Genomic DNA, 23,642 nt, shown 5'->3' with positions numbered 1-23,642 from the left:
AGGTGCTGGTGCTGACGTGTCTCGACTGCGCTCGACACGAACGGTTGGGTCAGGATGCCCATCATGCCGTCCACCCGTCGAAGTCGCGCGCCCAGCGGTCCTTCTCCTTGGCCATGTAGGCCTCGCACGAACCACGCGCGAGATCACGTACGCGGCCCATGTAGCTGGCGCGTTCCTGCACGGAGATCACCCCGCGCGCCTGCAGCAGGTTGAACACGTGGCTCGCCTCGATCGCCTGCTCGTAGGCGGCGATAGGCACGTCGTTGGCGAGGCAGTTTTGACACTCCGCCTCGGCCTTGTTGAACAGGTCGAACAGCGCATCGGTGTCGGCGACCTCGAAGTTCCACTTCGACATCTGCTTCTCGTTTTCGAGGAATACTTCGCCGTAGGTTACCCCGCGGCCGTTGAAATCGAGATCGTAGACCCAGTCGACGCCCTGGATATACATCGCGAGGCGTTCGAGGCCGTAGGTCAGCTCGCCCGCAACCGGCTTGCAGTCGAACCCGCCCATCTGCTGGAAATAAGTGAACTGGGTCACTTCCATCCCGTCGCACCAGACTTCCCAGCCGAGGCCCCACGCGCCCAGCGTCGGGCTTTCCCAGTCGTCTTCGACGAAGCGGATATCGTGCTTCAGCGGATCGATCCCGATCACTTCGAGGCTCTTGAGATAGAGCTCCTGCAGGTCGGGCGGGCTCGGCTTGAGGATCACTTGGTACTGGTAATAGTGTTGCAACCGGTTGGGGTTCTCGCCATAGCGCCCGTCGGTCGGGCGGCGGCACGGCTGGACGAAGGCGGCATTCCACGGCTCCGGACCCAGCGCGCGCAGCGTGGTGGCGGTGTGGAACGTGCCCGCACCCATCCGCATGTCGTACGGCTGGAGGATCACGCAGCCCTGCGCGCTCCAGAAATCGTGGAGCGCCAGGATCATGTCCTGGAAGCTGGTCTTCGGGTCGCGGGCAGGCACGGCATTCATGGGCGCGGCCCATGGCGCATGGCCCGCAACCGGTCAATGGGGCGCGGATCGCTTGACACAGCCGTGCAGCGCCCCAAAGCAGGTGCATGGTCGTTTCCCGTTCGCTCCGTCGCGCTGCGACAGCCACCATCGCTTCGGTTTCACTGCTGCTTTCGGGCCTGCCGGCCTTCGCGGAACAGGCACAGCCGGATGCATCTGTCGCAACCGCAGTTACCGCTGCCACTCCGTCGCTGCCGCCCGGCCCCGCGTTGTGGGAAGTGAGGGACGAGGACACCACGATCTTCCTGTTCGGCACGGTCCACGCGCTGCCCAAGGGCGTCGACTGGCTACGCGGAAAGATTGCTCCGGCGCTCCAGTCGTCCGACACGCTGGTGACCGAAATTGCGATGACGCCGGACGACACCGCGAAGGTGAAGGACATTGTCATGGCAAAGGGCGTGCTGCCTGAGGGGCAATCCTTGCGTGGCCTGCTGAGCGACGAGCAGCGCACGAAATACGATGCCGCAATGACCGACCTCGGGTTGCCGGTCGCCGCATTCGACCGGTTCGAACCGTGGTATGCCACGCTGCTGTTCACGATGATCCCGCTCGCCAAGCAGGGGATCGCCAGTGCCAACGGGGTAGAAAAGAAGCTGCAGGCCGAGGCTGGCCCTGACAAGGCGCGCGGCGCGCTCGAGACGGTCGACTACCAGCTCTCGCTGTTCGACACCCTTCCGCAAGCGACGCAGATCGATTTCCTGATGAAGACGATCGACGGGCAAGACGACATCAAGGCCCAGCTCGACGCGATGATCGCCGACTGGCTGGCAGGCGATGCCGATGGCCTTGCCAAGCTGATGAACGAAGACATCGACGAGCCGCAATTGCTCGACCAGCTACTCTACCAGCGCAACCGCAACTGGGCCAGCTGGATCAAGCAGCGGCTCGACAAGCCGGGTACGGTGTTCCTGGCGGTCGGCGCGGGACATCTCGCGGGCAAGGGCAGCGTGCAGGACGATCTCGCCGCGATGGGCATCAAGGTGGAGCGCGTCCAATGATCCGCAAGCTCGCGATCGCCCTGCTCGCCATCGCGCTCGCGGCATGCAGCCAGAAGTCGCATGAACCGGCCCAGCCGGCCCCATCGCCCGCGCTGTGGCAAGTGGCCGACGGCACCGGCAAGACGGTCGGCTGGCTGTTCGGCACGATCCACGCGCTGCCGCGGGATACCGAGTGGCGCACCCCCAGGCTCGACAAGGTGATCGTCGATGCCGGAGAATTGATCGTCGAAGTCAAGGATCTCGACGACACCGTGAAACTCTCGGCTACTTTCACCCGCATGTCGCATACCGACGGCCTTCCACCGCTGAGCCAGCGGGTGCCCGAGCGGCTGCGCGGCAAGCTGCAGGCGCTGCTCGCCAAGGGCGGCTATCGCGAAGCCGACTTCAAGGCGATCGAGACCTGGGGCGCGGCGCTGATGCTCGCGCAGTTGGCCGACAAGTCGACCGGGGAGAATGGGGTCGACAAGGCACTGATCCGCGATTTCCGCGCGCGCGACGTGGTCGAGCTCGAAGGGATCGAAGGCCAGTTCGCGATCTTCGATCAGCTGCCCGAGAAGGACCAGGAGGACCTGCTCGGCGCGGTGCTCGAAGACGACACGATGAACACCGAAGATACCGCCAAGCTCGAGAGGCTGTGGCTCAAGGGCGACATGGTGGCGATCTCGAAGGAAGGCGACACCGGGATGCTGGCGGATCCCGACCTCAAGAAAGCCCTGTTGACCGACCGCAACAAGCGCTGGGCCGACACGATCGCGCTAGCGCTCGATTCCGGCAAGATGCCTCTGGTCGCGGTTGGTGCGGCGCATCTTGCCCCGCCCGCCGGCTTGCCTGAACTGCTGCGGGCGAAGGGTTTCCGCGTGACGCGGGTGGAGTGAACGATGTCGGACAAGACAACTCGCCAGGGCCCGAACATGAGCCGCAGGTCGGCCCTTACGACCGCGATGGCTGCGGCGGGAGCAAGTACGCTGGCGCCACGAACTTTTGCGGCGACACCCGCCGGAGGTACGATCATGCAGCAAGTGCTCGACGAGGCATACTGGGCGCAGGTCGCCTCGCATTACGACGTCACCCGGGAGATCATCCAGCTCGAGAACGGCAATTGGGGAATGATGGCGCGCCCGGTGCTCGATGCCTACAAGGTGCACATCGACCGGGTGAACCGCGACAACAGCTATTACGCGCGGCGCGGGATGGGTGCGGACCTCGAGAAATCGCGCGACGCGGTCGCCGACTTCCTGAAGGTCGATCCGGACGAGATCCTGTTCACCCGCAATGCTACCGAAGCGTTGAAGGCGCTGATCGGCAACTACAACCGGATCAAGCCGGGCGAGACCGCGCTCTACGCCGACCTCGACTACGATTCGATGCAGGAAAGCCTTGTCTCGTCGATGGCGAAGCGCGGGGCGAAGGTCACCAAGATCGCGCTGCCCGAACCGGCAAGCCACGACAATGTCCTCGCGGCCTACCGTGAGGCGTTCGATGCCGATCCCACCATCCGCCTCGTCCTGTTGACCCATATCAGCCACCGGACCGGCCTGATGATCCCGGTGCGCGAAATCGTCGCCATGGCGCGCGAACGCGGGATCGATGCGATCGTCGACGCCGCGCACAGCCTGGGGCAGGCGAACTTTACCTTGCCCGATCTCGATGCCGATTTCGTCGGCATCAACCTGCATAAGTGGATCGGCGCCCCGCTGGGCGTAGGGATCATGTATATCCGTCGCAGCCGATTGCCCGCGATCGATCATGACATCGCCGAGGCCCCGCGCAATCCTGACAGCATCGAGACGCGGTTGCACACCGGCACGGTCGATTTCGCGACGCAACTCACGGTCCCGCAAGCGCTGGCGTTCCAGGCGAGCATCGGCGGTCCGCTGCGCGAAGCGCGCCTGCGGGCATTGCGCGACCGGTGGGTGGCCCGCGCGCGCAAGCTCGCCAGCATGGAAGTAATGACGCCCGACGATCCGCGGATGCACGTGGGGATCACTTCGTTCCGGGTGCGCGGAAAGACCTCGGTGGAGGACAACAAGGCGCTCGCCGCGACGCTGCTCAAGCGGTTCGGCATCTTTTCCGTCCACCGGACCGACCTCGCCTCGGGGGCGTGCGTCAGGATCACGCCCGCGCTGTTCAATTCGTTCGCCGACGTCGATTCGCTGGCGACGGCATTGGAGACGCTCGACCGAGAAGCGTGAAGCCAGAAGGTTACCGGCCGCTTCAGGATACCTCGAAGAATGAAACTAACGCTGCCTCGAAGGAGGGCCTTAGGCAGTTAGGACGATATTCGGCATCGGGAGACGCCTCGGAAGCAAACCTTGAAAGGATGCGGAAGATGAGAGCGAAATGCCGCACCAGGACCGGATCGAAGATCGATTTCGAAGTACTCGACCTGTCGCTTGCCGGATGCATGCTCGATTGCCGGACCTGCTCGCTCAAGCCGGGCGACAGCCTGTTCGTGCGCTTCGACGGGCTCGAATCGCTCGCTGCCGAGGTCCTGTGGGTCGAAAACGGCAAGGCCGGGCTCGAATTCGAGCAATTGCTCCACGAAACGGTGTTCGAACGGCTCGGCGTCGCTGCCGGAGTCCACTAAGCCTCCCTTCCCTGCCCTCGGGCCTTGCCTTTTGCGGCCCATGCCCCTAATGGCGCGCGCTTCGGCGTCATGGTCATCCCTGGAGGCGTGGCGGACCGAATAGTATCAAACGCATTTCGAAAGGCACTGTACGATGAGCGACGCTCTGACCCTGCCGGCCGAGACGCGCGACCGGGCTGGCAAGGGAGCCTCCCGGGCACTGCGTCGCGAAGGCCGTGTCCCCGCCGTGATTTATGGCGGCAAGGAAGACCCTGTGGCAATCCACGTCGAGGCCAAGGAGCTGGTTCGCCAGCTCGACACCGGCCACTTCATGAACTCGATCGTGATGATCGATGTCGGCGGCAAGGCCGTCCGCACCCTGCCCAAGGATGTCGCTTTCCATCCGGTGACCGACCGCCCGGTCCACGTAGACTTCCTCCGCCTCGCCAAGGGCGCGAAGGTCGAAGTGCAGGTGCCCGTGGTGTTCACCAACGAAGAAGCCAGCCCCGGCCTCAAGAAGGGCGGCGTGCTCAACGTGGTTCGCCACGAGCTGGACCTCGTCTGCGATGCGGACAAGATCCCCGGCGAAATCGAGATCGACGTGACCGGCAAGGACGTCGGCGATTCGATCCACATCAGCGAAGTGAAGCTGCCTGAAGGCAGCGAGAGCGCGATTACCGATCGCGACTTCACCATCGCCACGCTGGTCGCTCCGTCCGCGCTCAAGAAGAGCGAGAGCGAGGAAGGCGAAGAAGTGGCCGCTGCTGACGTGCCCGCTTCCGCGCAAGCCAGCGACGAAGGCGAAGAGGAAGAAGGCGGCGAGGAGTAATCCGAACACGCCCTTCCGGCCTACGGAACCGATTGGCGCCGGCCCTTGCGAAAGGGTCGGCGCTTTTCATTTGCACCCGCGACGCATAGGAGGCGCCGATGCAGATCTGGACAGGCCTCGGCAATCCCGGACCGGAATACGCGATGCACCGGCACAACGTCGGCTTCATGGCCGTGGATGTGATCGCCGATATGCACGGGTTCGGCCCGGTGCAGAAGAAGTTCTCCGGCTGGGTGCAGGAAGGCCGCATCGGCGGGGAGAAGATCCTGCTGCTAAAGCCTGCGACCTACATGAACGAAAGCGGCCGATCGGTCAGCGAAGCAATGCGGTTCTACAAGCTGGAGCCCGACGCGTTGACGGTGTTCCACGACGAGCTCGACCTCGCTCCGTTCAAGGTCAAGGTCCGCACTGGCGGCGGGCTGGCGGGGCACAACGGGCTGCGGAGCATCGATCAGCACGTTGCCGGACTTGGGGGCCCCGACCCTTCGACAGGGCTCAGGGGAGCCTTTCGCCGCGTGCGGATCGGCATTGGCCATCCCGGGCACAAGGACCGGGTGACTGGCTACGTCCTTGGAAACTACGCCAAGGCGGAAATGGACGACCTTGCCGATATGCTCGGTGCGATCGGCGCGGAGGCGGATCAGCTGGCGAAAGGCGACGATGCGCGCTTCATGAGCGACGTGGCACTGAGGCAGCAGGATTAGGCGAGGAATTCTGCTTTGGGGCGGAAGGCGGACTAGCCTGCCACTTTCGTCGCCCCGGGCTCGACCCGGGGTCCCGCTGTTCCTTCAGACAAGGCTATCGAACAAGTCGTCCCACGAAGGATTGGCGCGTTCGATCATCTCGATCTTCCACGCCCTGTGCCATCTCTTGATGCGCTTTTCGTGCGTGATGCACTCGGTGATGGATTCGCCGAACTCGGCCCACACCAGTCGCGTCAGACGGTAGCGCGCGCAAAAATCGGAGCCGGTCCCGGTCCGGTGTTGGTGAATGCGAGACGCAAGGTCGGACGTCACGCCGACATACAATGTGCCGCGATAGCGGTCGGTCATGATGTAGACCCAGCCACCCCGATTTTCCCTGTCCATGAATCCAGGAAAAAGGGAAGCGGGACCCCGGGTCAAGCCCGGGGCGACGTTGTAAAAGGCTAACGTCCGCTTCCGGGTCGTTACCTGACCAGCCGCTTTTAGGTGACGAGCTGACTGTCAGCTAGGTCACGTTTGGGGTGGAAAGCGGACAAATCGTCTAGGGTGGTATGCGATATCTGAAAGCAATAGCGCCTGTGGTCTGAAGTCAGGCAACTTTTGCCATTTGGCGAGGAACCAACAGAAACGCGATCAGATAAAGTAGTCCGGTTACGATCAACAAGTTGTTGTAACCCAAATACAAAGCGCAATATTCAAGACACCCTCCCACGATCGTTCCTAGCAGGTTGATGGCAAAGGCCGATTGAGAATCTGCAGTTTCCTGGAAGCGCTTCGAGAAAGCGACGTTGGCCAAGTAGATTGGCATGAATGCTAGCAGGGTAGCCGCAGCAAGGCGCGGTAAGAATGGCAATGGTAGCAACCATTCCGGGTGGATTATCCACGCCGTAGCCAATGAAGCGGCGATCGCGGCATAAACAACGGGAAGTGGCGGGGTTCTTAGCCGCCTCGTTGTCTCCACAGCGGCAAGCACGATTAGCAAGACACCTGTGAAGACCAATGCATTGACGAACCAAGTCGTGCCAAAGAGCAAGGCAAAGGTCGCAATATTCTTAGTCTCAAGGAGGAGAAACGCTGCCCCCATGAAGAACAGGTCGGCATAAGGACGCATCCCCTTCAGAGGACCGCCTAGTGAACGTACGACGACGAGCGACGTAATCAGGATGCCGAGAAGGGTTATGGTATAGAGCGGAGGAAAATCATCACCTCGAAAATAAAGGAAAGGTGCGTCATCCGTCGCTGGCTCGATAATCGACCCTGTCGAAGCTGGGTTCCATGACAACTGACACCGCTGCGCGGATTGCTTCATTGCAACACTTATCGTCGCTTGTGCGCCTGCAAATGTGTCGACGCACGGGGAATGGCCGAAGACTTTGGCAACAGTGCCAGCCAGGCGATCTATGAGCCACGTTTCGCGATAGTAGTTGTACATCGCAAAAGCGCCATCAGGCTTCAGATGTCGCCGAACGGACTCGATTGCCTGTTTCGTGAATAGGAACGATTCAAGTCGGATCTGAGAGGCGCCACTGACGAGTGTAAGCGAGTCCGGCAGTGCAAATAGGATCAGGTCATATTTGCGGTTAGTACTTTCCAAAAAGGCGCGACCGTCATTGACGTGCTTGGTGACGTTGGGGTTGGCGTATGGGCGGTCAATATTCTGATTGGTACCGATCTGCAAAATTCGAGGATCAATATCGACTGCATCAATACGCTTCGCATGTTCCTGAAGAGCGATCGCAACGTCTGATCCTGAACCAGCGCCAATAATCAGAACGTCATCCAGTTTGTTGGTCGGCAAACGTAGATATGGAGCTTCGTAGATGCGCTCTCCCTGTTTTACCTTCCAGCTAGCGGGCGCCATCAATTGGTGCGGAACGCCATTCGCCTTTATGAGCAGAAAACCCGGAGCATCGCGGTCAGAGCGATAGGTGGTTATCTTGTAGTAGGGCGACCAACTCACACCGGGGGTGAATGTTTCAACGCATAGGGCAATGGCAAGAAACGCGCTCCATGCGAGGTTCACAACTCGTCGGCCCTTCGTTGCCAGGACTTGATAGAAAACGATGGCAATCAAGCCCCATGCAATCGACGGCGCTTGCAGGAAGCTGAGCGCGGTGAACGCGCCGATGCCAAGAAGGGAGCCGATCAAATCATATCGATAGGCAGAGAGTGGTGGCAGCTCGCCGAAGCAACGCCCGACTATTTCGGCAGGGCCAGCAATGATGGTCGCGACCAGCACGAATACAACCGGCAGAGCGAGCCACGCGGGCGGCCCACTGACCTCAAGCGAAGTAAAGTAGATAACATCGGAGCCGGCCCGTTCGATCGAAACGGGGAACAGCAAAACTGAGATCACAAGGATCGACAAGATTGGAAGTGAGAATGGCCAAATCGACCACTCCTTTCGGCTGATCAGGAATCCGGCCCCAACGCCGAGAAACGAACCCAGAAGAACAAAATTTGAAAAGTAGGAAAGGTGAACGATGTTCGCGCCGAGCCATCGAATTAGCGCGAGTTCGACAAAGAGCATTAGAAAGCTCGAAAGAACCAATCGAACGATTGTCTTCCGAACTACGAGCTTCACATCCGTCGAAGGAACTACTGGCTCCAACTCAACGTCCCCACCTCATTCTGATTCCTTCAGTCTTATCGGCAGAACAGCAATTGACAATTGGTCGGCCGGATTTGCCATCCAATTGGCCCATTCCGAGACACTGATTAGCTAGGCTGAAGCAGAATGCGACGACCTTTGGTTCTAAGTCCTATGGCGTGAAAAATGCGGTCTTGCCTGAGGGCAGTCGCAATGCTTGGACGCGGGTTGCTAGGAGCGCGGAGGCCGAGTGAGCCGTTCGAGACATCGGGAGGATTGGGTGTCTGATTGGCGATGCTTCAATCTAAGAGTCCCTTCAATGTCCGCATTCGGGTCGTTAGCGGAATGTCCGCTTTCGGCGCCCTCGGTCACCACACAGGACAGAATTCGGCCAGCAACTTCGCCCTGTCCTACACGGGGTAAATCGGCCACCCTGCCCGGCATGACCGGCACGCCATCATTCTTCGCGCACATCTGCCTTCCCGGCCCGCGCCATGTGTGGACTTCTCAATTCTGGAAAGTCACACCGCGCAATCCATCAACGCACGCAAACCGCTATGATCGCACGCGATTTCGCCAAAAGTCACATCCTTCAAAGCTGCGGATAGCGTTCCGCCCCCGCCGGGTCGCCGTTCGATCGTCGACCATCCGCAGAAGCCCCAAGCCCCTAGCTTTTCGCGCGCTACCCGCCTATCGGGCGCGCCACACCTACCATCCGGAGTAATTCATGGGTTTCCGTTGCGGAATCGTCGGGCTGCCCAATGTCGGCAAGTCCACCCTGTTCAACGCGCTGACCGAGACGCAGGCGGCGCAGGCGGCGAACTATCCGTTCTGCACGATCGAGCCCAACGTGGGCCAGGTCGCGGTGCCCGATGCGCGGCTCGACACGATCGCCAAGATCGGTGGCAGCGCCAAGATCGTGCCAACCCAGCTCGCGTTCGTCGACATCGCCGGCCTCGTGAAAGGCGCGAGCAAGGGCGAAGGCCTCGGCAACCAGTTCCTCGGCAATATCCGCGAGGTCGATGCGATCGTCCACGTACTACGCTGCTTCGAAGACGACGACATCCAGCACGTCGCCAACAAGGTCGATCCGATTGCGGACGCCGAAGTGGTCGAGACCGAGCTGATGCTGGCCGACCTCGAGAGCCTCGAAAAGCGCGTCCCCGCCGCGGCCAAGAAGGCAACCGCGGGCGATAAGGAAGCCAAGCTGACCGCCAGCGTGCTGGGCCAGGCGCTCGACCTGCTGCGCGAAGGCAAGCCTGCGCGGTTGACCGAGCCGAAAGACGACGAGGAGGCGCACATCTTCCGCAATGCGCAGCTGCTTACAGCCAAGCCGGTGCTCTACGTGTGCAACGTGGCGGAAGAAGATGCCGCCAACGGCAATGAGCTGTCCGCCAAGGTGTTCGAAAAGGCCGCTGCCGAAGGCGCGCAGGCAGTGGTCGTCTCCGCCGCGATCGAAAGCGAGCTGGTGGCGATGGATACCGAGGAGCGCGCCGAATACCTCGCCGAACTGGGCCTCACCGAAAGCGGCCTCAGCCGCGTGATCCGGGCGGGCTATACGCTGCTTGGCCTGCAGACCTTCTTCACCGTCGGCCCCAAGGAAGCGCGCGCGTGGACTTTCCCTGCGGGCGCCAAGGCACCGCAGGCGGCCGGCGAGATACACACCGATTTCGAACGCGGCTTCATCCGCGCGGAAACCATCGCCTACGACGACTACGTCGCGCTCGGCGGTGAAAGCGGTGCGCGCGAAGCGGGCAAGCTGCGCCAGGAAGGCAAGGAATACCTCGTGCAGGACGGCGACGTGATGCTGTTCAAGTTCAACGTCTGACGCATTGAACGGGAGCCTTACAATAACGTCAGGTTCGGCGTGGACGGTATTCGCTTACTTGTTGCAATGAATGGATCGAGCAGGGGGAATATGGATTATTACGAAGATCTCGTCGTCGGCAGGAAGAGCTCCTACGGCCACTACGAAGTGACCCGCGAAGAGGTTCTCGAATTTGCAGCCAAATACGATCCGCAACCGTTCCACCTGAGCGACGAAGCCGCCGCCAAGACCCATTTCGGGCGTATCTCCGCCAGCGGCTGGCATACCTGCGCAATGACCATGGCGATGATGGTCGCGAACATGAAGGAAAACCGGCAGGCCGGGCTCGGCTCTCCGGGAATGGATGAGCTGTACTGGCTCAAGCCGGTCTATCCCGGCGACACCCTGCGGGTGGAGAGCGAGCTGCTCGAAAAGCGCCGCAGCAAGTCGCGCCGCGAGATGGGCATCATGAAGTCGCGCAACACCGTGTTCAACCAGCATGGCGAACCGGTAATGACGATGATCGCCAACGGCCTGATCGCGGTGCGCGATCCCGGGGCGCCGATAGAGGATTAGCGGCAGACAGGCAGACAGGTCTGTCTCGATTGTCCGATCCCGCCGTTTCTGGTAAAAGGGAGACCGTTCAAAACATCGCGTGGGAGACGATTGATGTTTAGAAACGGCGATGAAGTCCACATTGAAACCTCCGAAGCGCGCGGTGCCGATACGCCGGGCGTAATGCGCTACGTCCTCTTGGTCGGCCTGGCGCTGGTGATCCTGTTTCTGTCGGTCGTCTGGATCAGCGGAGCGCTGTCGCTGCGCACGCCAAACGGCGATCCGGTGACCGCGGAGGAATACGCGCTCGGCGGCTGAATCGCTCAAGCCGAGGTTCGCGTCGGGTGGGGACGCCGCCGGTCGGCGCGCGCGACATTTCTTGCAACATTTCGATCCCGGAACTAAGTCGACCTGCAACGGCATCGACCTTCCTGGGGGACGGCGTCAATGCATCAGAGCGTAATCGAACTGATCGGCAACACGCCGCTTATCCAGCTCCGCAAGGTTGTTTCGCCACACCACGCGCGGGTTCTGGTCAAGCTCGAAGCAGCCAATCCGACGGGCAGCATGAAGGACCGTGCGGCGCTGGCCATCATCCGTTGTGCCGCTGAGGATGGACGGCTCGAACCGGGCGACACGATCGTCGAATGCACCAGCGGTAGCACGGGGACCTCGCTTGCCAGCGTTGCCATCGCGCTCGGCTACAAATGCCTGCTGGTCTCGTCCGACGCATTCAGTTCGGAAAAGCTCGATCACATGCGTGCGCTGGGAGCCGAGCTCCAGCTCATCAAAAGCGACAACAAGAACATCACTTCAGAACTTGTCGAAAAACTCATCGAGACTTCGCGTCAACTCAGCCTGAAGCCGGGCCATTTCTGGGCCGATCAGTTCAACAATACCGACGTATTGAAGGGCTATGCCAAGCTTGGCGACGAGATCTGGGAACAAACCGGCGGCAATGTAACCGCATTTGTCCAAGCGGTCGGAACGAGCGGATCGCTGCGTGGTACGGCAGAATCGCTGCGCCGACATACAAGCGACATCAGGATCGTGGCGGTCGAGCCTGCCGAGTCAGCAGTACTTTCGGGCGGCCCGTCGGGCGACAACCACATCGAAGGGATCGGTATGGGATTCGTTGTGCCGCTTTGGAGACCGGACATCGTCGACGAGATCATTCCCGTTCCGGTCGCCGATGCAATGTCCATGGCTCGACGCCTCGCGCGGGAGGAAGGCTTGTTCGGTGGCGCATCGTCGGGAGCGAACGTTGTGGCCGCCCTCAAGCTGGCCGAACGCCTTGGACCGGATGCGACCGTGGTGACCCTGATGTGCGATACCGGCATCAAGTACCTAAGCACGGAGGTTTACGGCCTGCATTGATTTTTCGGCGATTGCGCTCGCAACCTTTCCCGTTGGCGGATGACCGAATGTGGGCGCGTTCTTGCTTGGCGGAGGTGACCGGAATGGCAACAGAGTCCGACGAACGCATAGGCCGGTCCGAAAGCACGAACCGGGGCGCAGGTTTGCGAAGTCGTGAATATCTCTGGCTGGCGGTGGCATGCGCGGCGATTGCCATCATAGGGTTCGCGCCAACCTACTGGCTGCAGCTTCCGGCAGGCACCTTCAACGGTCCGCCACTGCTGCAGATACATGGAGTGCTCAGCACGGCTTGGGTGCTCTTCCTGATCATGCAGGCATGGCTCGGCTCGCAAGGCAGGATGCGCAGCCACCGCAGTTGGGGGCTGGCGGGCATTTCTTTCGCATCGTTGGTCGTGGTGATCGGCTACGTTACCGCGATTTCGAGCCTGTCCCACCGGCTCGCTCAGGGCGGCGGTAACGAAGCCCGCGCTTTCCTGACGACACCACTATCGGCGATGACCCTCTTCGCTATCTTTACCGGCGCAGCGATCGCCTGCGTGAACTGCCCCGAATTGCACAAGCGGCTGATGTTGGCAGGTACGATTTCGCTGATCGATGCGGCGGCTGCGCGGTTCGCCTTCCTGATGGCCGCAGGATTTGCCCCGGGGCTACGCCCGGGAACGGCTCCCCTCCCTCCCGAAGCCATGCCCACAGTCGTCGGCCTACTGCTTCAGCTGCTGGTTGTGGCCGGAATGATCGCCGACAAGCGCCGACGCGGGTCGGTCCACCCGGCGTGGACCATTGCGCTCGTCGTGGCGGTTGCGACGCTGGTCCTCAAGATCCCGATCTCTCACACCGAAACCTGGTATGCATTTGCGGATTGGACGACGCGGATCGCGGGTTAACCCGGATTTAGGGCGATCGCCTGTTTCGAACTTGGCTTACTTCGCTTCTATGATCCGCATTGCGCCATGCCTTGCGCTTCAAAGACCGAGCGGCCCTGTCCGTCGCGCAGCACGAAAACGGCCGGATAGTTGTGCGATTCCGGATCGGTGCCCGAGCTCTGGTTTTCCGCAATATCGAGCGTGAAACCGTAATCGTGCGCGTCATAATGCTCGCGCGCAGCGCCGGGCAGCTGGCGGCTGCCCTTGTCGGCAGCGAAGATCACCATCTCGCCATCGATCTTCATGTAGCCCTGGTCTTCCATCGCGATGGCGATTGCCCGCAGCCCCCCGCCATCGGGCACGAAGCCGCACGATGCGCCATAGATCCCGGCCTTCTCGATATCGGGGTAGAGGATCGCCTGCGGGGTGATCATCTTGGGAGGAGGTGTGTTGGCTGCCTTCACTTCGGCGACGTCTTTGGCATCTTGCGCTTGCCGCTCAGCCTGGGTCAGGCCCTGCCCGCAACCCGCCAGCGCGAACAGACAGATCGCCACCGCAATGCCACGCATCAGTGCCTCCCGAACAGTTTCTCGACATCACCCATCGACAGTTTGACCCATGTCGGCCTGCCGTGATTGCACTGGCCTGAACGCGGGGTCCGCTCCATCTCGCGCAGCAGGGCATTCATTTCAGCGACGGTCAGCACCCGGCCAGCGCGAACCGAACCATGGCACGCCATCGTCGCCAGCACGAGGTCGAGCTTTTCGCCGAGCAGCAGTGCTTCGCCGTGCTTGGCGAGGTCATCGGCAATGTCGGCGAGCAGCTTGTGCGGATCGGCCTTGGCGAGCGCGTGCGGCAGGCTGCGTACCAGCATCGCGCCTGGGCCGAACCGCTCGATCGCGAGACCCATGCCCGCAAGCTTGTCGATCGCGCCTTCGAGCCGGTCGCAATCGGGCTCGTCGAGTTCGACCACTTCGGGGATAAGCAGCGCTTGCGCGCGGGCGACTGCTTCGTCAGCACCGGCGGCACGGAGCCGTTCGAGCACCAACCGCTCGTGCGCAGCGTGCTGGTCGACGATCACCAGCCCGTCTTCCGCCTCGGCCACGATATAGGTCTCCGCGACCTGTCCGCGCGCGATGCCGAGCGGGTAATCCGAAAAGTTCTCGGGGAGCTGCGCCGCTTCTTCCGCCCGGCCCGCAGGCGCGGCGTCGTTCGGCGCAGTCATCACGTTCGCTACCTGGCCGCGCCATGCTTGCGAGGCTTCGCGCACACCCGTTGTCGAACCTGACCAATCGCGCCCGGTGAAGATGGATGCCAGCGCCGGTGCCGGGTCGGGTCCTACCGGTTCCGATTGCCAGCGGCCCATTGCCGCCGCATCGGGTGCCTGCGCGCTGCGCCGGTCGCCAGCCGACAGCGCGAGACGCAGGCCCGAAACGATAAATCCACGCACCCCATTCGGATCACGAAAGCGGACCTCTGTCTTGGCCGGGTGGACATTCACATCGACTTCCTCGGGCGGCAGCTCGAGGAACAGTGCCAGCACCGCGTGGCGATCGCGCGCGAGCATATCGGCATAGGCACCGCGCACCGCACCGACCAGCAGCCGGTCTTTCACCGGGCGACCGTTGACGAACAGGTACTGGTGGTCGGCGACCCCGCGGTTGAAGGTCGGCAGGCCCGCGATCCCGCCGAGCCGCATAGCGCCCGAGCCGCTGGGTCGTTCGAGATCGATCGGCACGCCGTTGTCTTTCAACTCGCGTGCGACGACTTGCGCGACCCGCTCGACCAGGCCCTGCCCCGGCTGCAGCGCAAGGATCCGTCGCCCGCCGTGCTCGAGCGAGAACCCAACATCGGGCCGCGCCATCGCCAGCCGCCGCACGACATCGAGGCAAGCGGCGTATTCGCTGCGCGGCGTGCGCAGGAACTTGCGCCGTGCGGGAACCTTGGCGAACAGGTGTTCGACCCGGACCCGGGTGCCCGGCGGCAGCGCGGCCGGTCCGTCTTCCACCTGCGCACCATGATCGACGACCTTGCGCCAGCCCTGCACAGCGCCCTTCGGACGGCTTTCGAGCGTGAAGCGGGCAACACTGGCAATCGAAGGCAAAGCTTCGCCGCGAAAGCCCAGTGTCGCGACCTGTTCGATCGCATCGTCGGGCAGTTTCGACGTAGCATGGCGTTCGAGCGCAAGCGCCATTTCATCGGGCGTCATCCCGCACCCATCGTCGATCACTTCGATCCGGTCTAACCCGCCTTCGACCAGCGAAACCGCGATAGTGCGCGCGCCGGCATCGATCGCGTTCTCGACCAGCTCCTTGAGCGCAGCGGCGGGTCGCTCGACCACTTCGCCTGCGGCAATCCGGTTGACGAGTTCGTCTGGCAGGCGGCGAATTTGCGGCATCGACCGGGTTCTAGCGACCAATGGCGGGTTTTTCGAGGCAGGCGGTGTGGATTACCCGTGGGTTACCGCACAAAAATTTTGCCCCTTTTTGACTGTTTGTCTAAGGGTCGCGCATTCCTCGTATTACCCGGGATGCATTGTTCGTGCCTTGGCGCGGCAAAGGCATGAAACACCTACGGAATTTGGCACACTATGGGTTTTTTCTCGAATCTGCTCAAAATTGGCTCGCAGAACATGGCAATCGACCTCGGGACAGCGAACACGCTGGTCTATGTCGAAGGTCAAGGCATCATCCTTAACGAGCCGTCGGTGGTAGCCATCGAGACGCTGAACGGCATCAAGCGCGTCAAGGCGGTGGGTGACGATGCCAAGCTGATGATGGGCAAGACTCCGGACTCGATCGAGGCCATCCGTCCGCTGCGCGACGGGGTGATCGCCGACATCGAAATCGCCGAGGAAATGATCAAGCACTTCATCCGCAAGGTACACGGCCGCAAGAGCCTGCTGCGCTATCCGGAGATTGTGATCTGCGTTCCTTCGGGCTCGACCTCGGTCGAACGCCGCGCGATCCGCGACGCGGCCAGCAACGCGGGTGCAAGCCAGGTCTACCTGATCCTCGAACCGATGGCCGCCGCAATCGGTGCGGACATGCCGGTGACCGAGCCGGTCGGCAGCATGGTAGTCGATATCGGCGGCGGCACCACCGAAGTCGCGGTGCTCTCGCTCCGCGGTCTCGCCTACACCACTTCGGTCCGGACCGGGGGCGACAAGATGGACGAAGCGATCGTCAGCTACGTCCGCCGGCACCACAACCTTCTGATCGGCGAATCGACTGCGGAGCGGATCAAGAAGGACTACGGTGTCGCGATGGCGCCCGAGGACGGGATCGGCGAGACGATCACCATCAAGGGGCGCGACCTGGTCAATGGCGTTCCCAAGGAGATCACGATCAACCAGGGTCACGTGGCTGACGCACTGTCCGAACCGATCGGCGCGATCGTCGAAGGCGTGCGCATCGCGCTGGAAAACACCGCCCCAGAACTGGCCGCCGACATCGTCGACCAGGGCATTGTCCTGACCGGTGGCGGTGCACTCATTCGCGGGCTCGACGATCACTTGCGCGAAGAGACCGGCCTGCCGGTGACCATCGCGGAAGATCCGCTGACCTGCGTGGCGATCGGTACGGGGCGCGCGATGGAAGATCCGGTCTACCGCGGCGTCTTGATGACCGCGTAAGGAGCTGAGAGGACATGGCGCCGACTTCATCACGGCGCTCGGGGCATTCGCGAAGGGCGCAATACGGACTTTTTACCGGCTATGTCCTGGCGACGGTCGGCGCGTTGCTGGGCGCTGTCCTGCTCGCCATTTCGCTGTGGCGCCCCACATCGTTCAACGGGGTGCGTTCGGTTGCCGGTGACGTGGTCGCCCCTGCCGGCGAGGCGGGCGCGACCGTGCGGGCCGACGGCCAGGGGCTGTTCGACGCGATTTCTGGTTACCTGCGGGCAGGCAGCCAGAACGCCCGACTGAAGAAGGAAGTCGAGCTCGCACGCATCCGGCTGAAGGAAGCCGACGCGATCCGGCAGGAAAATTCCCGTCTCAAGACCTTGCTCAAGCTGAAAGACAGCAACTTGCCGCCGGTGGTGGTGACGCGGCTGGTCGGATCGTCTGCCGCCAGCACCCGCCGCTTCGCCTATCTCGGGGCGGGGCGGGACCAAGGGGTGACTCCCGGAATGCCGGTTCGTTCTCCGCGTGGGATCGTCGGACGCGTGCTCGAAGCCGGAGCCGATAGCGCCCGGGTCCTTCTGCTGGCCGACACCGAAAGCGTGGTTCCGGTGCGCCGCACGAAGGACAACGTGGTCGCATTCGCGGAAGGGCGCGGTGACGGGCGTTTGCGGATCCGCTTGATCAACCTTGGCCTCAACCCGCTCAAGCCGGGCGACGTGTTCGTGACCAGCGGCGCGGGTGGGTATTACCAGCCGGGCATCGCGGTCGCGATCCTCGACACGGTTACTTCCGATGGCGGGATCGCGCGAGTCATCGCCGACCCGGCTGCGACCGACTTCGTCGCGGTCGAACCGATCTGGCAGCCGAGGGCAGTCGAGACTGCCAAGACCCCGGTCCACCTCGAAGTCGGCGCTGAACCGGCAGCCAACGTGGCCGACGAATGATCGACCCGATCTCCGCCCGCGCCCGCCGCGACCACTACGGCAGCAAGATCAACCGCACGCACTCGCCGCTGCTGGCGTATTCGATTCCCTGGGCGACGATCATGCTTGGATCGCTGGTGCCGCAATTCCCGATCGCCTCGGCCATCCCGCTGGTTCCGCCGTTGGGATTCATGATGCTGCTCGCCTGGCGGCTCGTCCGTCCCGGCCTGTTGCCGGTGTGGTGCGGGGTGTTCCTCGGCGCATTCAACGACCTCTTCAGCGGCCAGCCGTTCGGCAGCGCGATCCTGCTGTGGTCGGTCGCGATGATCGGCATCGAAGCGCTCGAAGCGCGGTTTCCATGGCGCGCCTTCGTGCAGGACTGGCTGGTCGCGACGGTGTTCATCGCGGGCTACCTGATCGTATCCGCGCTGGTTTCCGGCAGTCGGATCGACGGCGTGACCTTCGCGGTGATAGCGCCCCAACTCTTGCTGTCGATCCCGATGTTCCCCATTATCGCTCGCATGGTCGCGATACTCGACAGACTTCGCCTCACCCGGGTGCGGGTGATCGGCTGATGCGCAAGTGGCGCAAACGCGCGCGCGAGATCGTGACCCCGGCCACGCTGAGCAACAGCTTCGACCGTCGCAGCTTCGCCATCGCCAGCGTCCAGGGGGGGATCGGCGTGATCCTTGCGGCACGGCTCGGCTACCTGTCGATCTTCGAGCACGCCAAGTATCGCACCGAATCCGAAAGTAACCGGGTGAACCTCACGCTCGTCCCCCCGCGCCGGGGATGGATACTCGATCGCAACGGCGCTCCGCTGGCCTCTAACCGCGCCGATTTCCGGGTCGATATCTTCCCTGACCGGATGCGCGATCCGAAGAAGGAGATCGACGAGCTCGCCTCGCTGTTGTCGCTCGGTCCCGACAAGAAACAGGACCTGCTCGACAAGGTCGGCAAGACTCACGGCTATGCCCCGATCGAAGTTGCCAGCGGGCTCAAGTATGACCAGTTTGCCGCGGTCAGCGTCCGGCTGCCCGACTTGCCGGGAGTAATCCCCCAACGCGGCTTCTCACGCTACTACCCAACCGGCCCATCGGTTGGCCAGCTGATCGGTTACGTCGGACCTGCATCGGCCGAGGAATACGAAAAGGACCACGATCCGCTGCTGATCACCCCCGGCTTCAAAGTCGGAAAGGATGGGTTGGAGAAGGATTTCGAGCAAGCGCTACGCGGCGTGCCCGGTGCCCGGCGGGTCGAAGTGACCGCGCAGGGGCGGATCGTGCGCGAACTCGAAACCCGCGAAGATATCCAGGGCAAACCGGTCAAGCTGACTATCGACGGTCCGCTGCAGGACTTCGCTGCCCGCCGCACCGGGCTCGAGTCGGGCGCAGTGGTGGTGATCGACTGCGAGACAGGCGGCATCCTGGCGATGACATCGATGCCGTCGTTCGATCCCAACAGTTTCGTCGGCGGGATCGGGCGGCTGCGGTGGAAGATGCTCAACAGCAACGACCACATCCCGCTGCTCAACAAGGCTGTGCGCGGCCTCTACCCCCCCGGATCGACGGTCAAGCCGATGGCGACGCTGGCACTGCAATCGCTCGGTGTTTCGCCCGACGAGCACATTTTCTGCCCCGGCGGTTATCGCCTCGGCAACCGGTTCTTTCGCTGCGACGCGGTCCACGGCTCGCTCGATATGCGCGGCGCGATCGAGAAGAGCTGCAACACCTACTTCTGGACGATGGCGCATCGTGTCGGATACGACGCGATCGCGCCGGTCGCGAAGATGTTCGGATTGGGGCACGAATTCGACCTTCCCGGCACTTCGCAACGATACGGCACGGTACCCGATTCCGAGTGGAAGATGCACCGCTTCGACAAGAAATGGACTGATGCGGATTCGCTCAACGCCGTGATCGGCCAGGGCTATGTGCTTGTATCGCCGCTACAACTTGCGGTGATGGTCTCGCGGATCGCCACCGGGCGCGACCTGAACCCGTCGCTGCTGTTCGGGCACCCCAAGCCGCTCGGTCCGACCCTTCCGTTCACACCCGACCAGTTCCAGGTAACGCGCGACGGGATGTTCCGCGTGGTCAACGGCGCGGGCACGGCAAGCAGCGCCCGGATCAATATCGGCGGCATCCAGATGGCCGGGAAGACCGGCACCGCGCAGGTCCAAAAGCTTGTCAGCCGAGGCCACGTGGGCGACTGGAAATCGCGCGATCACTCTCTTTTCATATGTTTCGCACCGGCCGACAAGCCGCGCTACGCGATGGCGGTGGTGGTCGAACACGGCACCTTTGGCGCCCGTGCCGCCGCGCCGATCGCCAAGGATGTAATGACCTTCCTGTTCGATCCCGTCTCTGCAATGGATACTCTCCACGCGCTCGAGAAGAGCTGGGGCGGCACGCCGGAGCAGCGCATGGTGCGCGAATATGCCGCATTCGTCGGCGAGGCGGGGATCGAACTGGCGAACCAGGAGATCGAAGCGCCCCCTGCCAACTCGCGGGTCGATGCAGAAAGCCGCGCGGAGATGGTCGCCAAAGCGCAGGCCGCCAAGGCAGGAGCGACAGCCCCGGCCGCCCCACCAACGGGCACAAGCGAATGAACTCGATCATCCCTGCCGCCGTGCTGCGCCAACCGTGGCAGATGCTGATCCCGCTGATCGCGCTGGTCTGCTTCGGCGGAGCGGTGCTCTACTCGGCAGGCGGAGGGCATTTGCAGCCCTATGCCCTGTCGCATCTGATCCGGTTCGCGGTGTTCCTCGGGGTCGCTTCGGTGATGACGCTCGTGCCCAAGGACTTCGTGCAACTGGTCGCCTACCCGGCCTATGTCGTCGTCCTGCTGCTGCTGGTTGCGGTCGAGGCGGTTGGTGCGATCGGCGGCGGCAGCCAAAGATGGATCAACCTGGGGCCGCTGGTGCTCCAGCCGTCCGAGCTGATGAAGCCGGTGATCGTATTGGCGCTCGCGCGGTTCTACGCCTCACTGCCGTCGGGCATGGTCCCGACCTGGCGCTCGATCATCCCGGCGGGCGTATTGATCGGCATGCCGATGCTGCTGGTGCTCGCCCAGCCCGACCTCGGCACGGCGCTGGCGATCGGCTTCGGCGGCGTGGTGGTGATGTTCCTCGCCGGATTGCCGATGCGCTGGTTCGCCGGAGGTGCAATCGCCGGGCTGATTGCCGCCCCGATCGCGTTTTTTTTCGGGCTCAAGCCCTACCAACAGAAGCGCGTGTTCACCTTCATGGATCCGGAGAGCGATCCGCTGGGTGATGGCTACCACATCACCCAGTCGAAGATCGCGATCGGTTCGGGCGGATTTTCCGGCAAGGGGTTCGACCAGGGATCGCAGAGCCATCTCAACTACTTGCCCGAACCGCACACCGATTTCGTGTTCGCGACGATGGCGGAGGAATGGGGTTTCCTCGGCGGGATATTCGTCCTCGCGATGTTCTTCCTGATCCTGCGATGGGGCTGGAAAGTGGCGCTCGCATCGGAAGACCGCTTCGCCCGGCTGCTCGCGGGCGGGATGGTGGCGACGGTGTTCTTCTACGTCGCAATCAACCTGATGATGGTGATGGGCCTTGCGCCCGTGGTCGGCATCCCGCTGCCGTTCATGAGCCACGGCGGCAGCTCGATGATGACCAACATGATCTGCATCGGCACGTTGATGATGATCAACCGGTGGAACGCAAAAAGCGGCCGGCGCGGGCTCGGTTGAGGCGTTCCGCACAAAAACCCGGCAAACCCCTTGGCATCCGCGCGCGAGCGGCTATATGCGCCTCTCCCGACGATTCGGGGGCCAGCCAGACCGGCCCGGAAACGACGGTGTGGACGCATAGCTCAGTTGGTAGAGCAGCTGACTCTTAATCAGCGGGTCCTAGGTTCGAGCCCTAGTGCGTCCACCACTTTCCTCGCATTTCCGATCCGTATTCACATGATAGCGTAGCGGCGCGGGCAAACAATTGCGTCGCCTGCGCGATCAGATGTGCAGTGCGCGTCCGTAGGATGCGAGCACACTTTCGTGCATCGATTCGCTGATCGTCGGGTGCGGGAACACCGTCTGCATCAGTTCCGCCTCGGTCGTCTCCAGCGTCTTGCCAACGACGAAGCCCTGGATCATTTCGGTCACTTCCGCGCCGACCATGTGCGCGCCGAGCAGTTCGCCGGTCTTCGCGTCGAACACCGTCTTGGTGAAGCCTTCCGCTTCTCCCAGTGCGATCGCCTTGCCATTGCCGATGAACGGGAACGTGCCCGCCTTCACGGTGTACCCGGCTTCCTTGGCCTTGGCCTCGGTCATGCCCACACTGGCGATCTGCGGGTGGCAATAGGTGCAGCCCGGGATGTTGTTTCGGTCGAGCGGGTGCGGGTGGACATCCTTGTTGCCCAGCTCCTTGGCGATCGCCTCGGCTGTTGTGACACCCTCGTGGCTCGCCTTGTGCGCCAGCCACGGCCCCGGGGTGCAATCGCCGATCGCCCACAGCCCCTTGGACCTGGTGCGGCCGTACGGGTCGATCTGGATAAACCCGCGGTCCATTTCGACCAGCTTTTCCAGCCCGACATTCTCGGTGTTCGGGACGATGCCGATCGCGACGATGCAGTGGCTGAATTCGCTCTCGGAGACTTTGCCCGCCTTGTCCTTGATCTTCGCCTTCACGCCGCTGGCGGAGACCTTGATGTCTTCCACGCCCGCGCCGGTCATGATTGTCATGCCCTGCTTGGTGAGGCTCTTTTCGAGGAATGCGGAGACGTCGACATCTTCCACCGGCACGATCCGGTCGAGCATTTCGACCACGGTCACTTCGCAGCCCATATCGTTATAGAAGCTGGCGAATTCAATCCCGATCGCGCCGCTGCCGATCACCAGCAGCTTCTTGGGCATTTCGGGCGGGGTCATCGCATGGCGATAGGTCCACACGCGCTTGCCGTCGGCCGGCGCGAACGGCAGGTCGCGCGCACGCGCACCGGTGGCAACGATGATATGCTTGGCGGTGAGCTTCTCCTCGCCCTTTCCTGCCCCGGACCTTGATCCGGGGTCACCCTTCACGGTGAGGCTGGTCGGACCGGTCAGCGTGCCTTCGCCCATGTGCACCGCAATCTTGTTCTTCTTCATCAGGTGCGTGACGCCCTGGTTGAGCTGCTTGGCGACGCCGCGGCTGCGCTTCACCACCGCCTCCAGGTCCGCTTCGATGCTACCTGCAATCTTGAGGCCATAGTCCTTGGCGTGCTGCGCGTAGTGCAGGATCTCCGCCGAGCGCAGCAGCGCCTTGGTCGGGATGCAACCCCAGTTGAGGCAGATGCCGCCGAGGTTCTCGCGTTCGACGATGGCGGTCTTCAGCCCCAGCTGCGCGCAGCGGATCGCCGCGACATAGCCGCCGGGTCCGGAGCCGAGAACGATTACGTCGTATTGATCAGCCATGATCGATCAGGTCCTTGTCAATTCCGGGGCCGCTTCGCCCACGGGGCGCGGTCGGTCGTTTTCATCAAGCAGCACGAACTTGAACTGGCCACTGGCAACTCGGGTAGTGGCCTCACCGTTGCGCGTACGGGCGACGCCCTCGGCAGCGATTGTCAGCGAAGTGTTGCCGGTGGCGAGAATGTCGCAATAGATGCTGAGCTCGTCGCCCACCGCCATCGCGCCGGGAAAGGCGAAATCGGTGGCCGAGACGACCACCGCCTTGCCCTTCCCGACCCGGCTCGCCAGCGCGCCTGCACCAAGTGCCATCTGGCTCATCAGCCAACCACCGAACACCCCGCCATAGGGGTTGAGATCGGTCGGCATCGCGGTGATGCG

23 protein-coding genes and 1 tRNA gene are annotated in these 23,642 nt (G+C 62.6%); 17 read left to right on the top strand and 7 right to left on the bottom strand.

Annotation, left to right across the window (positions count from 1 at the left end; all coding sequences use genetic code 11):
* Positions 1 to 61: 61 nt before the first annotated feature.
* Entirely contained in the window at positions 62 to 973 is a 912-nt protein-coding gene (locus CJO11_RS00435) for a glycine--tRNA ligase subunit alpha (protein ID WP_095010932.1), read from the bottom strand.
* 86 nt (positions 974 to 1,059) lie between these two features.
* On the opposite strand from CJO11_RS00435, the gene CJO11_RS00430 reads away from it, so the two are divergent.
* The 6 genes from CJO11_RS00430 (at position 1,060) to pth (ending at position 6,109) form a co-directional block, all read left to right on the top strand.
* The gene (locus CJO11_RS00430) at positions 1,060 to 2,010 is read left to right on the top strand and encodes a TraB/GumN family protein (RefSeq protein WP_095010931.1); all 951 of its coding nucleotides are present in this window, start codon (positions 1,060 to 1,062) and stop codon (positions 2,008 to 2,010) included.
* Complete coding sequence (locus tag CJO11_RS00425; protein WP_095010930.1) at positions 2,007 to 2,885, top strand: TraB/GumN family protein; 879 nt, start codon at positions 2,007 to 2,009, stop codon at positions 2,883 to 2,885. The genes CJO11_RS00430 and CJO11_RS00425 overlap by 4 nt, the downstream gene beginning before the upstream one ends.
* Positions 2,886 to 2,888: 3 nt before the next feature.
* Positions 2,889 to 4,202: an aminotransferase class V-fold PLP-dependent enzyme gene (locus tag CJO11_RS00420; RefSeq protein WP_240504505.1), complete on the top strand. Its 1,314-nt coding sequence runs from the start codon at positions 2,889 to 2,891 to the stop codon at positions 4,200 to 4,202.
* A 137-nt stretch (positions 4,203 to 4,339) separates the two neighbouring features.
* Positions 4,340 to 4,597, top strand: coding sequence for a PilZ domain-containing protein (locus CJO11_RS00415; protein ID WP_169829107.1), 258 nt, complete (start codon positions 4,340 to 4,342; stop codon positions 4,595 to 4,597).
* A gap of 133 nt (positions 4,598 to 4,730) precedes the next feature.
* Positions 4,731 to 5,405, top strand: coding sequence for a 50S ribosomal protein L25/general stress protein Ctc (locus CJO11_RS00410; protein ID WP_095010928.1), 675 nt, complete (start codon positions 4,731 to 4,733; stop codon positions 5,403 to 5,405).
* A gap of 98 nt (positions 5,406 to 5,503) precedes the next feature.
* Entirely contained in the window at positions 5,504 to 6,109 is a 606-nt protein-coding gene (gene pth, locus CJO11_RS00405) for an aminoacyl-tRNA hydrolase (protein ID WP_095010927.1), read from the top strand.
* A gap of 84 nt (positions 6,110 to 6,193) precedes the next feature.
* Here the strand turns inward: pth and CJO11_RS00400 are convergent, their stop codons facing one another.
* Together CJO11_RS00400 and CJO11_RS00395 are read right to left on the bottom strand one after the other, a co-directional pair.
* Complete coding sequence (locus tag CJO11_RS00400; protein WP_095010926.1) at positions 6,194 to 6,493, bottom strand: GIY-YIG nuclease family protein; 300 nt, start codon at positions 6,491 to 6,493, stop codon at positions 6,194 to 6,196.
* Between the two features lie 205 nt (positions 6,494 to 6,698).
* Positions 6,699 to 8,639 (bottom strand): spermine/spermidine synthase domain-containing protein, encoded by a 1,941-nt coding sequence (locus CJO11_RS00395; RefSeq protein WP_150124947.1) that lies wholly within the window; start codon positions 8,637 to 8,639, stop codon positions 6,699 to 6,701.
* 787 nt (positions 8,640 to 9,426) lie between these two features.
* Here CJO11_RS00395 and ychF point away from each other — a divergent pair.
* From ychF to CJO11_RS00370, 5 genes are all read left to right on the top strand, one after another.
* Complete coding sequence (gene ychF / locus CJO11_RS00390; protein ID WP_095010925.1) at positions 9,427 to 10,527, top strand: redox-regulated ATPase YchF; 1,101 nt, start codon at positions 9,427 to 9,429, stop codon at positions 10,525 to 10,527.
* Positions 10,528 to 10,617: 90 nt separating this feature from the next.
* Positions 10,618 to 11,082 carry a MaoC family dehydratase gene (locus tag CJO11_RS00385; protein ID WP_095010924.1) on the top strand — a complete coding sequence of 155 codons (465 nt, stop codon included), beginning with the start codon at positions 10,618 to 10,620 and terminating at the stop codon, positions 11,080 to 11,082.
* 93 nt (positions 11,083 to 11,175) lie between these two features.
* Positions 11,176 to 11,379 (top strand): hypothetical protein, encoded by a 204-nt coding sequence (locus CJO11_RS00380; RefSeq protein WP_095010923.1) that lies wholly within the window; start codon positions 11,176 to 11,178, stop codon positions 11,377 to 11,379.
* A 129-nt stretch (positions 11,380 to 11,508) separates the two neighbouring features.
* Positions 11,509 to 12,438, top strand: coding sequence for a PLP-dependent cysteine synthase family protein (locus CJO11_RS00375; RefSeq protein ID WP_095010922.1), 930 nt, complete (start codon positions 11,509 to 11,511; stop codon positions 12,436 to 12,438).
* Between the two features lie 143 nt (positions 12,439 to 12,581).
* Positions 12,582 to 13,322, top strand: a complete 741-nt coding sequence (locus CJO11_RS00370; RefSeq protein ID WP_150124946.1) for a hypothetical protein — start codon at positions 12,582 to 12,584, stop codon at positions 13,320 to 13,322.
* A gap of 47 nt (positions 13,323 to 13,369) precedes the next feature.
* Here CJO11_RS00370 and CJO11_RS00365 read toward each other — a convergent pair whose 3' ends face one another.
* Positions 13,370 to 13,870, bottom strand: coding sequence for a hypothetical protein (locus tag CJO11_RS00365; RefSeq protein WP_150124945.1), 501 nt, complete (start codon positions 13,868 to 13,870; stop codon positions 13,370 to 13,372).
* A complete protein-coding gene (mutL, locus tag CJO11_RS00360; protein WP_095010919.1) occupies positions 13,870 to 15,699 on the bottom strand; it encodes a DNA mismatch repair endonuclease MutL in 1,830 nt (609 codons plus the stop codon). The genes CJO11_RS00365 and mutL overlap by 1 nt, the downstream gene beginning before the upstream one ends.
* Positions 15,700 to 15,891: 192 nt before the next feature.
* Here mutL and CJO11_RS00355 point away from each other — a divergent pair, with 192 nt between their 5' ends.
* The 6 genes from CJO11_RS00355 to CJO11_RS00330 all read left to right on the top strand — a co-directional run bounded on the left by CJO11_RS00355 (position 15,892) and on the right by CJO11_RS00330 (position 21,756).
* Positions 15,892 to 16,935: a rod shape-determining protein gene (locus CJO11_RS00355; protein ID WP_095010918.1), complete on the top strand. Its 1,044-nt coding sequence runs from the start codon at positions 15,892 to 15,894 to the stop codon at positions 16,933 to 16,935.
* A gap of 14 nt (positions 16,936 to 16,949) precedes the next feature.
* Positions 16,950 to 17,867 (top strand): rod shape-determining protein MreC, encoded by a 918-nt coding sequence (gene mreC, locus CJO11_RS00350; protein ID WP_095010917.1) that lies wholly within the window; start codon positions 16,950 to 16,952, stop codon positions 17,865 to 17,867.
* Positions 17,864 to 18,421 (top strand): rod shape-determining protein MreD, encoded by a 558-nt coding sequence (mreD, locus tag CJO11_RS00345; protein ID WP_169829106.1) that lies wholly within the window; start codon positions 17,864 to 17,866, stop codon positions 18,419 to 18,421. Before mreC ends, mreD begins: the two co-directional genes overlap by 4 nt.
* Complete coding sequence (gene mrdA, locus CJO11_RS00340) at positions 18,421 to 20,457, top strand: penicillin-binding protein 2 (RefSeq protein WP_095010916.1); 2,037 nt, start codon at positions 18,421 to 18,423, stop codon at positions 20,455 to 20,457. The genes mreD and mrdA overlap by 1 nt, the downstream gene beginning before the upstream one ends.
* On the top strand, positions 20,454 to 21,569 hold the full coding sequence (rodA, locus tag CJO11_RS00335; RefSeq protein WP_095010915.1) for a rod shape-determining protein RodA: 1,116 nt from the start codon (positions 20,454 to 20,456) through the stop codon (positions 21,567 to 21,569). Before mrdA ends, rodA begins: the two co-directional genes overlap by 4 nt.
* A gap of 111 nt (positions 21,570 to 21,680) precedes the next feature.
* Positions 21,681 to 21,756: transfer RNA gene (locus CJO11_RS00330), tRNA-Lys, on the top strand.
* Between the two features lie 74 nt (positions 21,757 to 21,830).
* Here the strand turns inward: CJO11_RS00330 and lpdA are convergent.
* Positions 21,831 to 23,267 carry a dihydrolipoyl dehydrogenase gene (gene lpdA / locus CJO11_RS00325; protein WP_095010914.1) on the bottom strand — a complete coding sequence of 479 codons (1,437 nt, stop codon included), beginning with the start codon at positions 23,265 to 23,267 and terminating at the stop codon, positions 21,831 to 21,833.
* A 6-nt stretch (positions 23,268 to 23,273) separates the two neighbouring features.
* A complete protein-coding gene (locus CJO11_RS00320; RefSeq protein ID WP_169829105.1) occupies positions 23,274 to 23,630 on the bottom strand; it encodes an acyl-CoA thioesterase in 357 nt (118 codons plus the stop codon).
* Between the last annotated feature and the right edge of the window lie 12 nt (positions 23,631 to 23,642).

The organism is Tsuneonella mangrovi, from assembly GCF_002269345.1.
Classification (GTDB): domain Bacteria; phylum Pseudomonadota; class Alphaproteobacteria; order Sphingomonadales; family Sphingomonadaceae; genus Tsuneonella; species Tsuneonella mangrovi.
This window is presented reverse-complemented; position numbering and strand designations above follow the sequence as displayed.

Bases quoted from the DNA above. Each gene is read 5' to 3' on its own strand.
- CJO11_RS00435 (WP_095010932.1), bottom strand. From the start codon at position 973: ATGAATGCCGTGCCTGCCCGCGACCCGAAGACCAGCTTCCAGGACATG.
- CJO11_RS00430 (WP_095010931.1), top strand. From the start codon at position 1,060: ATGGTCGTTTCCCGTTCGCTCCGTCGCGCTGCGACAGCCACCATCGCT.
- CJO11_RS00425 (WP_095010930.1), top strand. From the start codon at position 2,007: ATGATCCGCAAGCTCGCGATCGCCCTGCTCGCCATCGCGCTCGCGGCA.
- CJO11_RS00420 (WP_240504505.1), top strand. From the start codon at position 2,889: ATGTCGGACAAGACAACTCGCCAGGGCCCGAACATGAGCCGCAGGTCG.
- CJO11_RS00415 (WP_169829107.1), top strand. From the start codon at position 4,340: ATGAGAGCGAAATGCCGCACCAGGACCGGATCGAAGATCGATTTCGAA.
- CJO11_RS00410 (WP_095010928.1), top strand. From the start codon at position 4,731: ATGAGCGACGCTCTGACCCTGCCGGCCGAGACGCGCGACCGGGCTGGC.
- pth (WP_095010927.1), top strand. From the start codon at position 5,504: ATGCAGATCTGGACAGGCCTCGGCAATCCCGGACCGGAATACGCGATG.
- CJO11_RS00400 (WP_095010926.1), bottom strand. From the start codon at position 6,493: ATGGACAGGGAAAATCGGGGTGGCTGGGTCTACATCATGACCGACCGC.
- CJO11_RS00395 (WP_150124947.1), bottom strand. From the start codon at position 8,639: ATGCTCTTTGTCGAACTCGCGCTAATTCGATGGCTCGGCGCGAACATC.
- ychF (WP_095010925.1), top strand. From the start codon at position 9,427: ATGGGTTTCCGTTGCGGAATCGTCGGGCTGCCCAATGTCGGCAAGTCC.
- CJO11_RS00385 (WP_095010924.1), top strand. From the start codon at position 10,618: ATGGATTATTACGAAGATCTCGTCGTCGGCAGGAAGAGCTCCTACGGC.
- CJO11_RS00380 (WP_095010923.1), top strand. From the start codon at position 11,176: ATGTTTAGAAACGGCGATGAAGTCCACATTGAAACCTCCGAAGCGCGC.
- CJO11_RS00375 (WP_095010922.1), top strand. From the start codon at position 11,509: ATGCATCAGAGCGTAATCGAACTGATCGGCAACACGCCGCTTATCCAG.
- CJO11_RS00365 (WP_150124945.1), bottom strand. From the start codon at position 13,870: ATGCGTGGCATTGCGGTGGCGATCTGTCTGTTCGCGCTGGCGGGTTGC.
- mutL (WP_095010919.1), bottom strand. From the start codon at position 15,699: ATGCCGCAAATTCGCCGCCTGCCAGACGAACTCGTCAACCGGATTGCC.
- CJO11_RS00355 (WP_095010918.1), top strand. From the start codon at position 15,892: ATGGGTTTTTTCTCGAATCTGCTCAAAATTGGCTCGCAGAACATGGCA.
- mreC (WP_095010917.1), top strand. From the start codon at position 16,950: ATGGCGCCGACTTCATCACGGCGCTCGGGGCATTCGCGAAGGGCGCAA.
- mreD (WP_169829106.1), top strand. From the start codon at position 17,864: ATGATCGACCCGATCTCCGCCCGCGCCCGCCGCGACCACTACGGCAGC.
- mrdA (WP_095010916.1), top strand. From the start codon at position 18,421: ATGCGCAAGTGGCGCAAACGCGCGCGCGAGATCGTGACCCCGGCCACG.
- rodA (WP_095010915.1), top strand. From the start codon at position 20,454: ATGAACTCGATCATCCCTGCCGCCGTGCTGCGCCAACCGTGGCAGATG.
- lpdA (WP_095010914.1), bottom strand. From the start codon at position 23,267: ATGGCTGATCAATACGACGTAATCGTTCTCGGCTCCGGACCCGGCGGC.
- CJO11_RS00320 (WP_169829105.1), bottom strand. From the start codon at position 23,630: ATGCCGACCGATCTCAACCCCTATGGCGGGGTGTTCGGTGGTTGGCTG.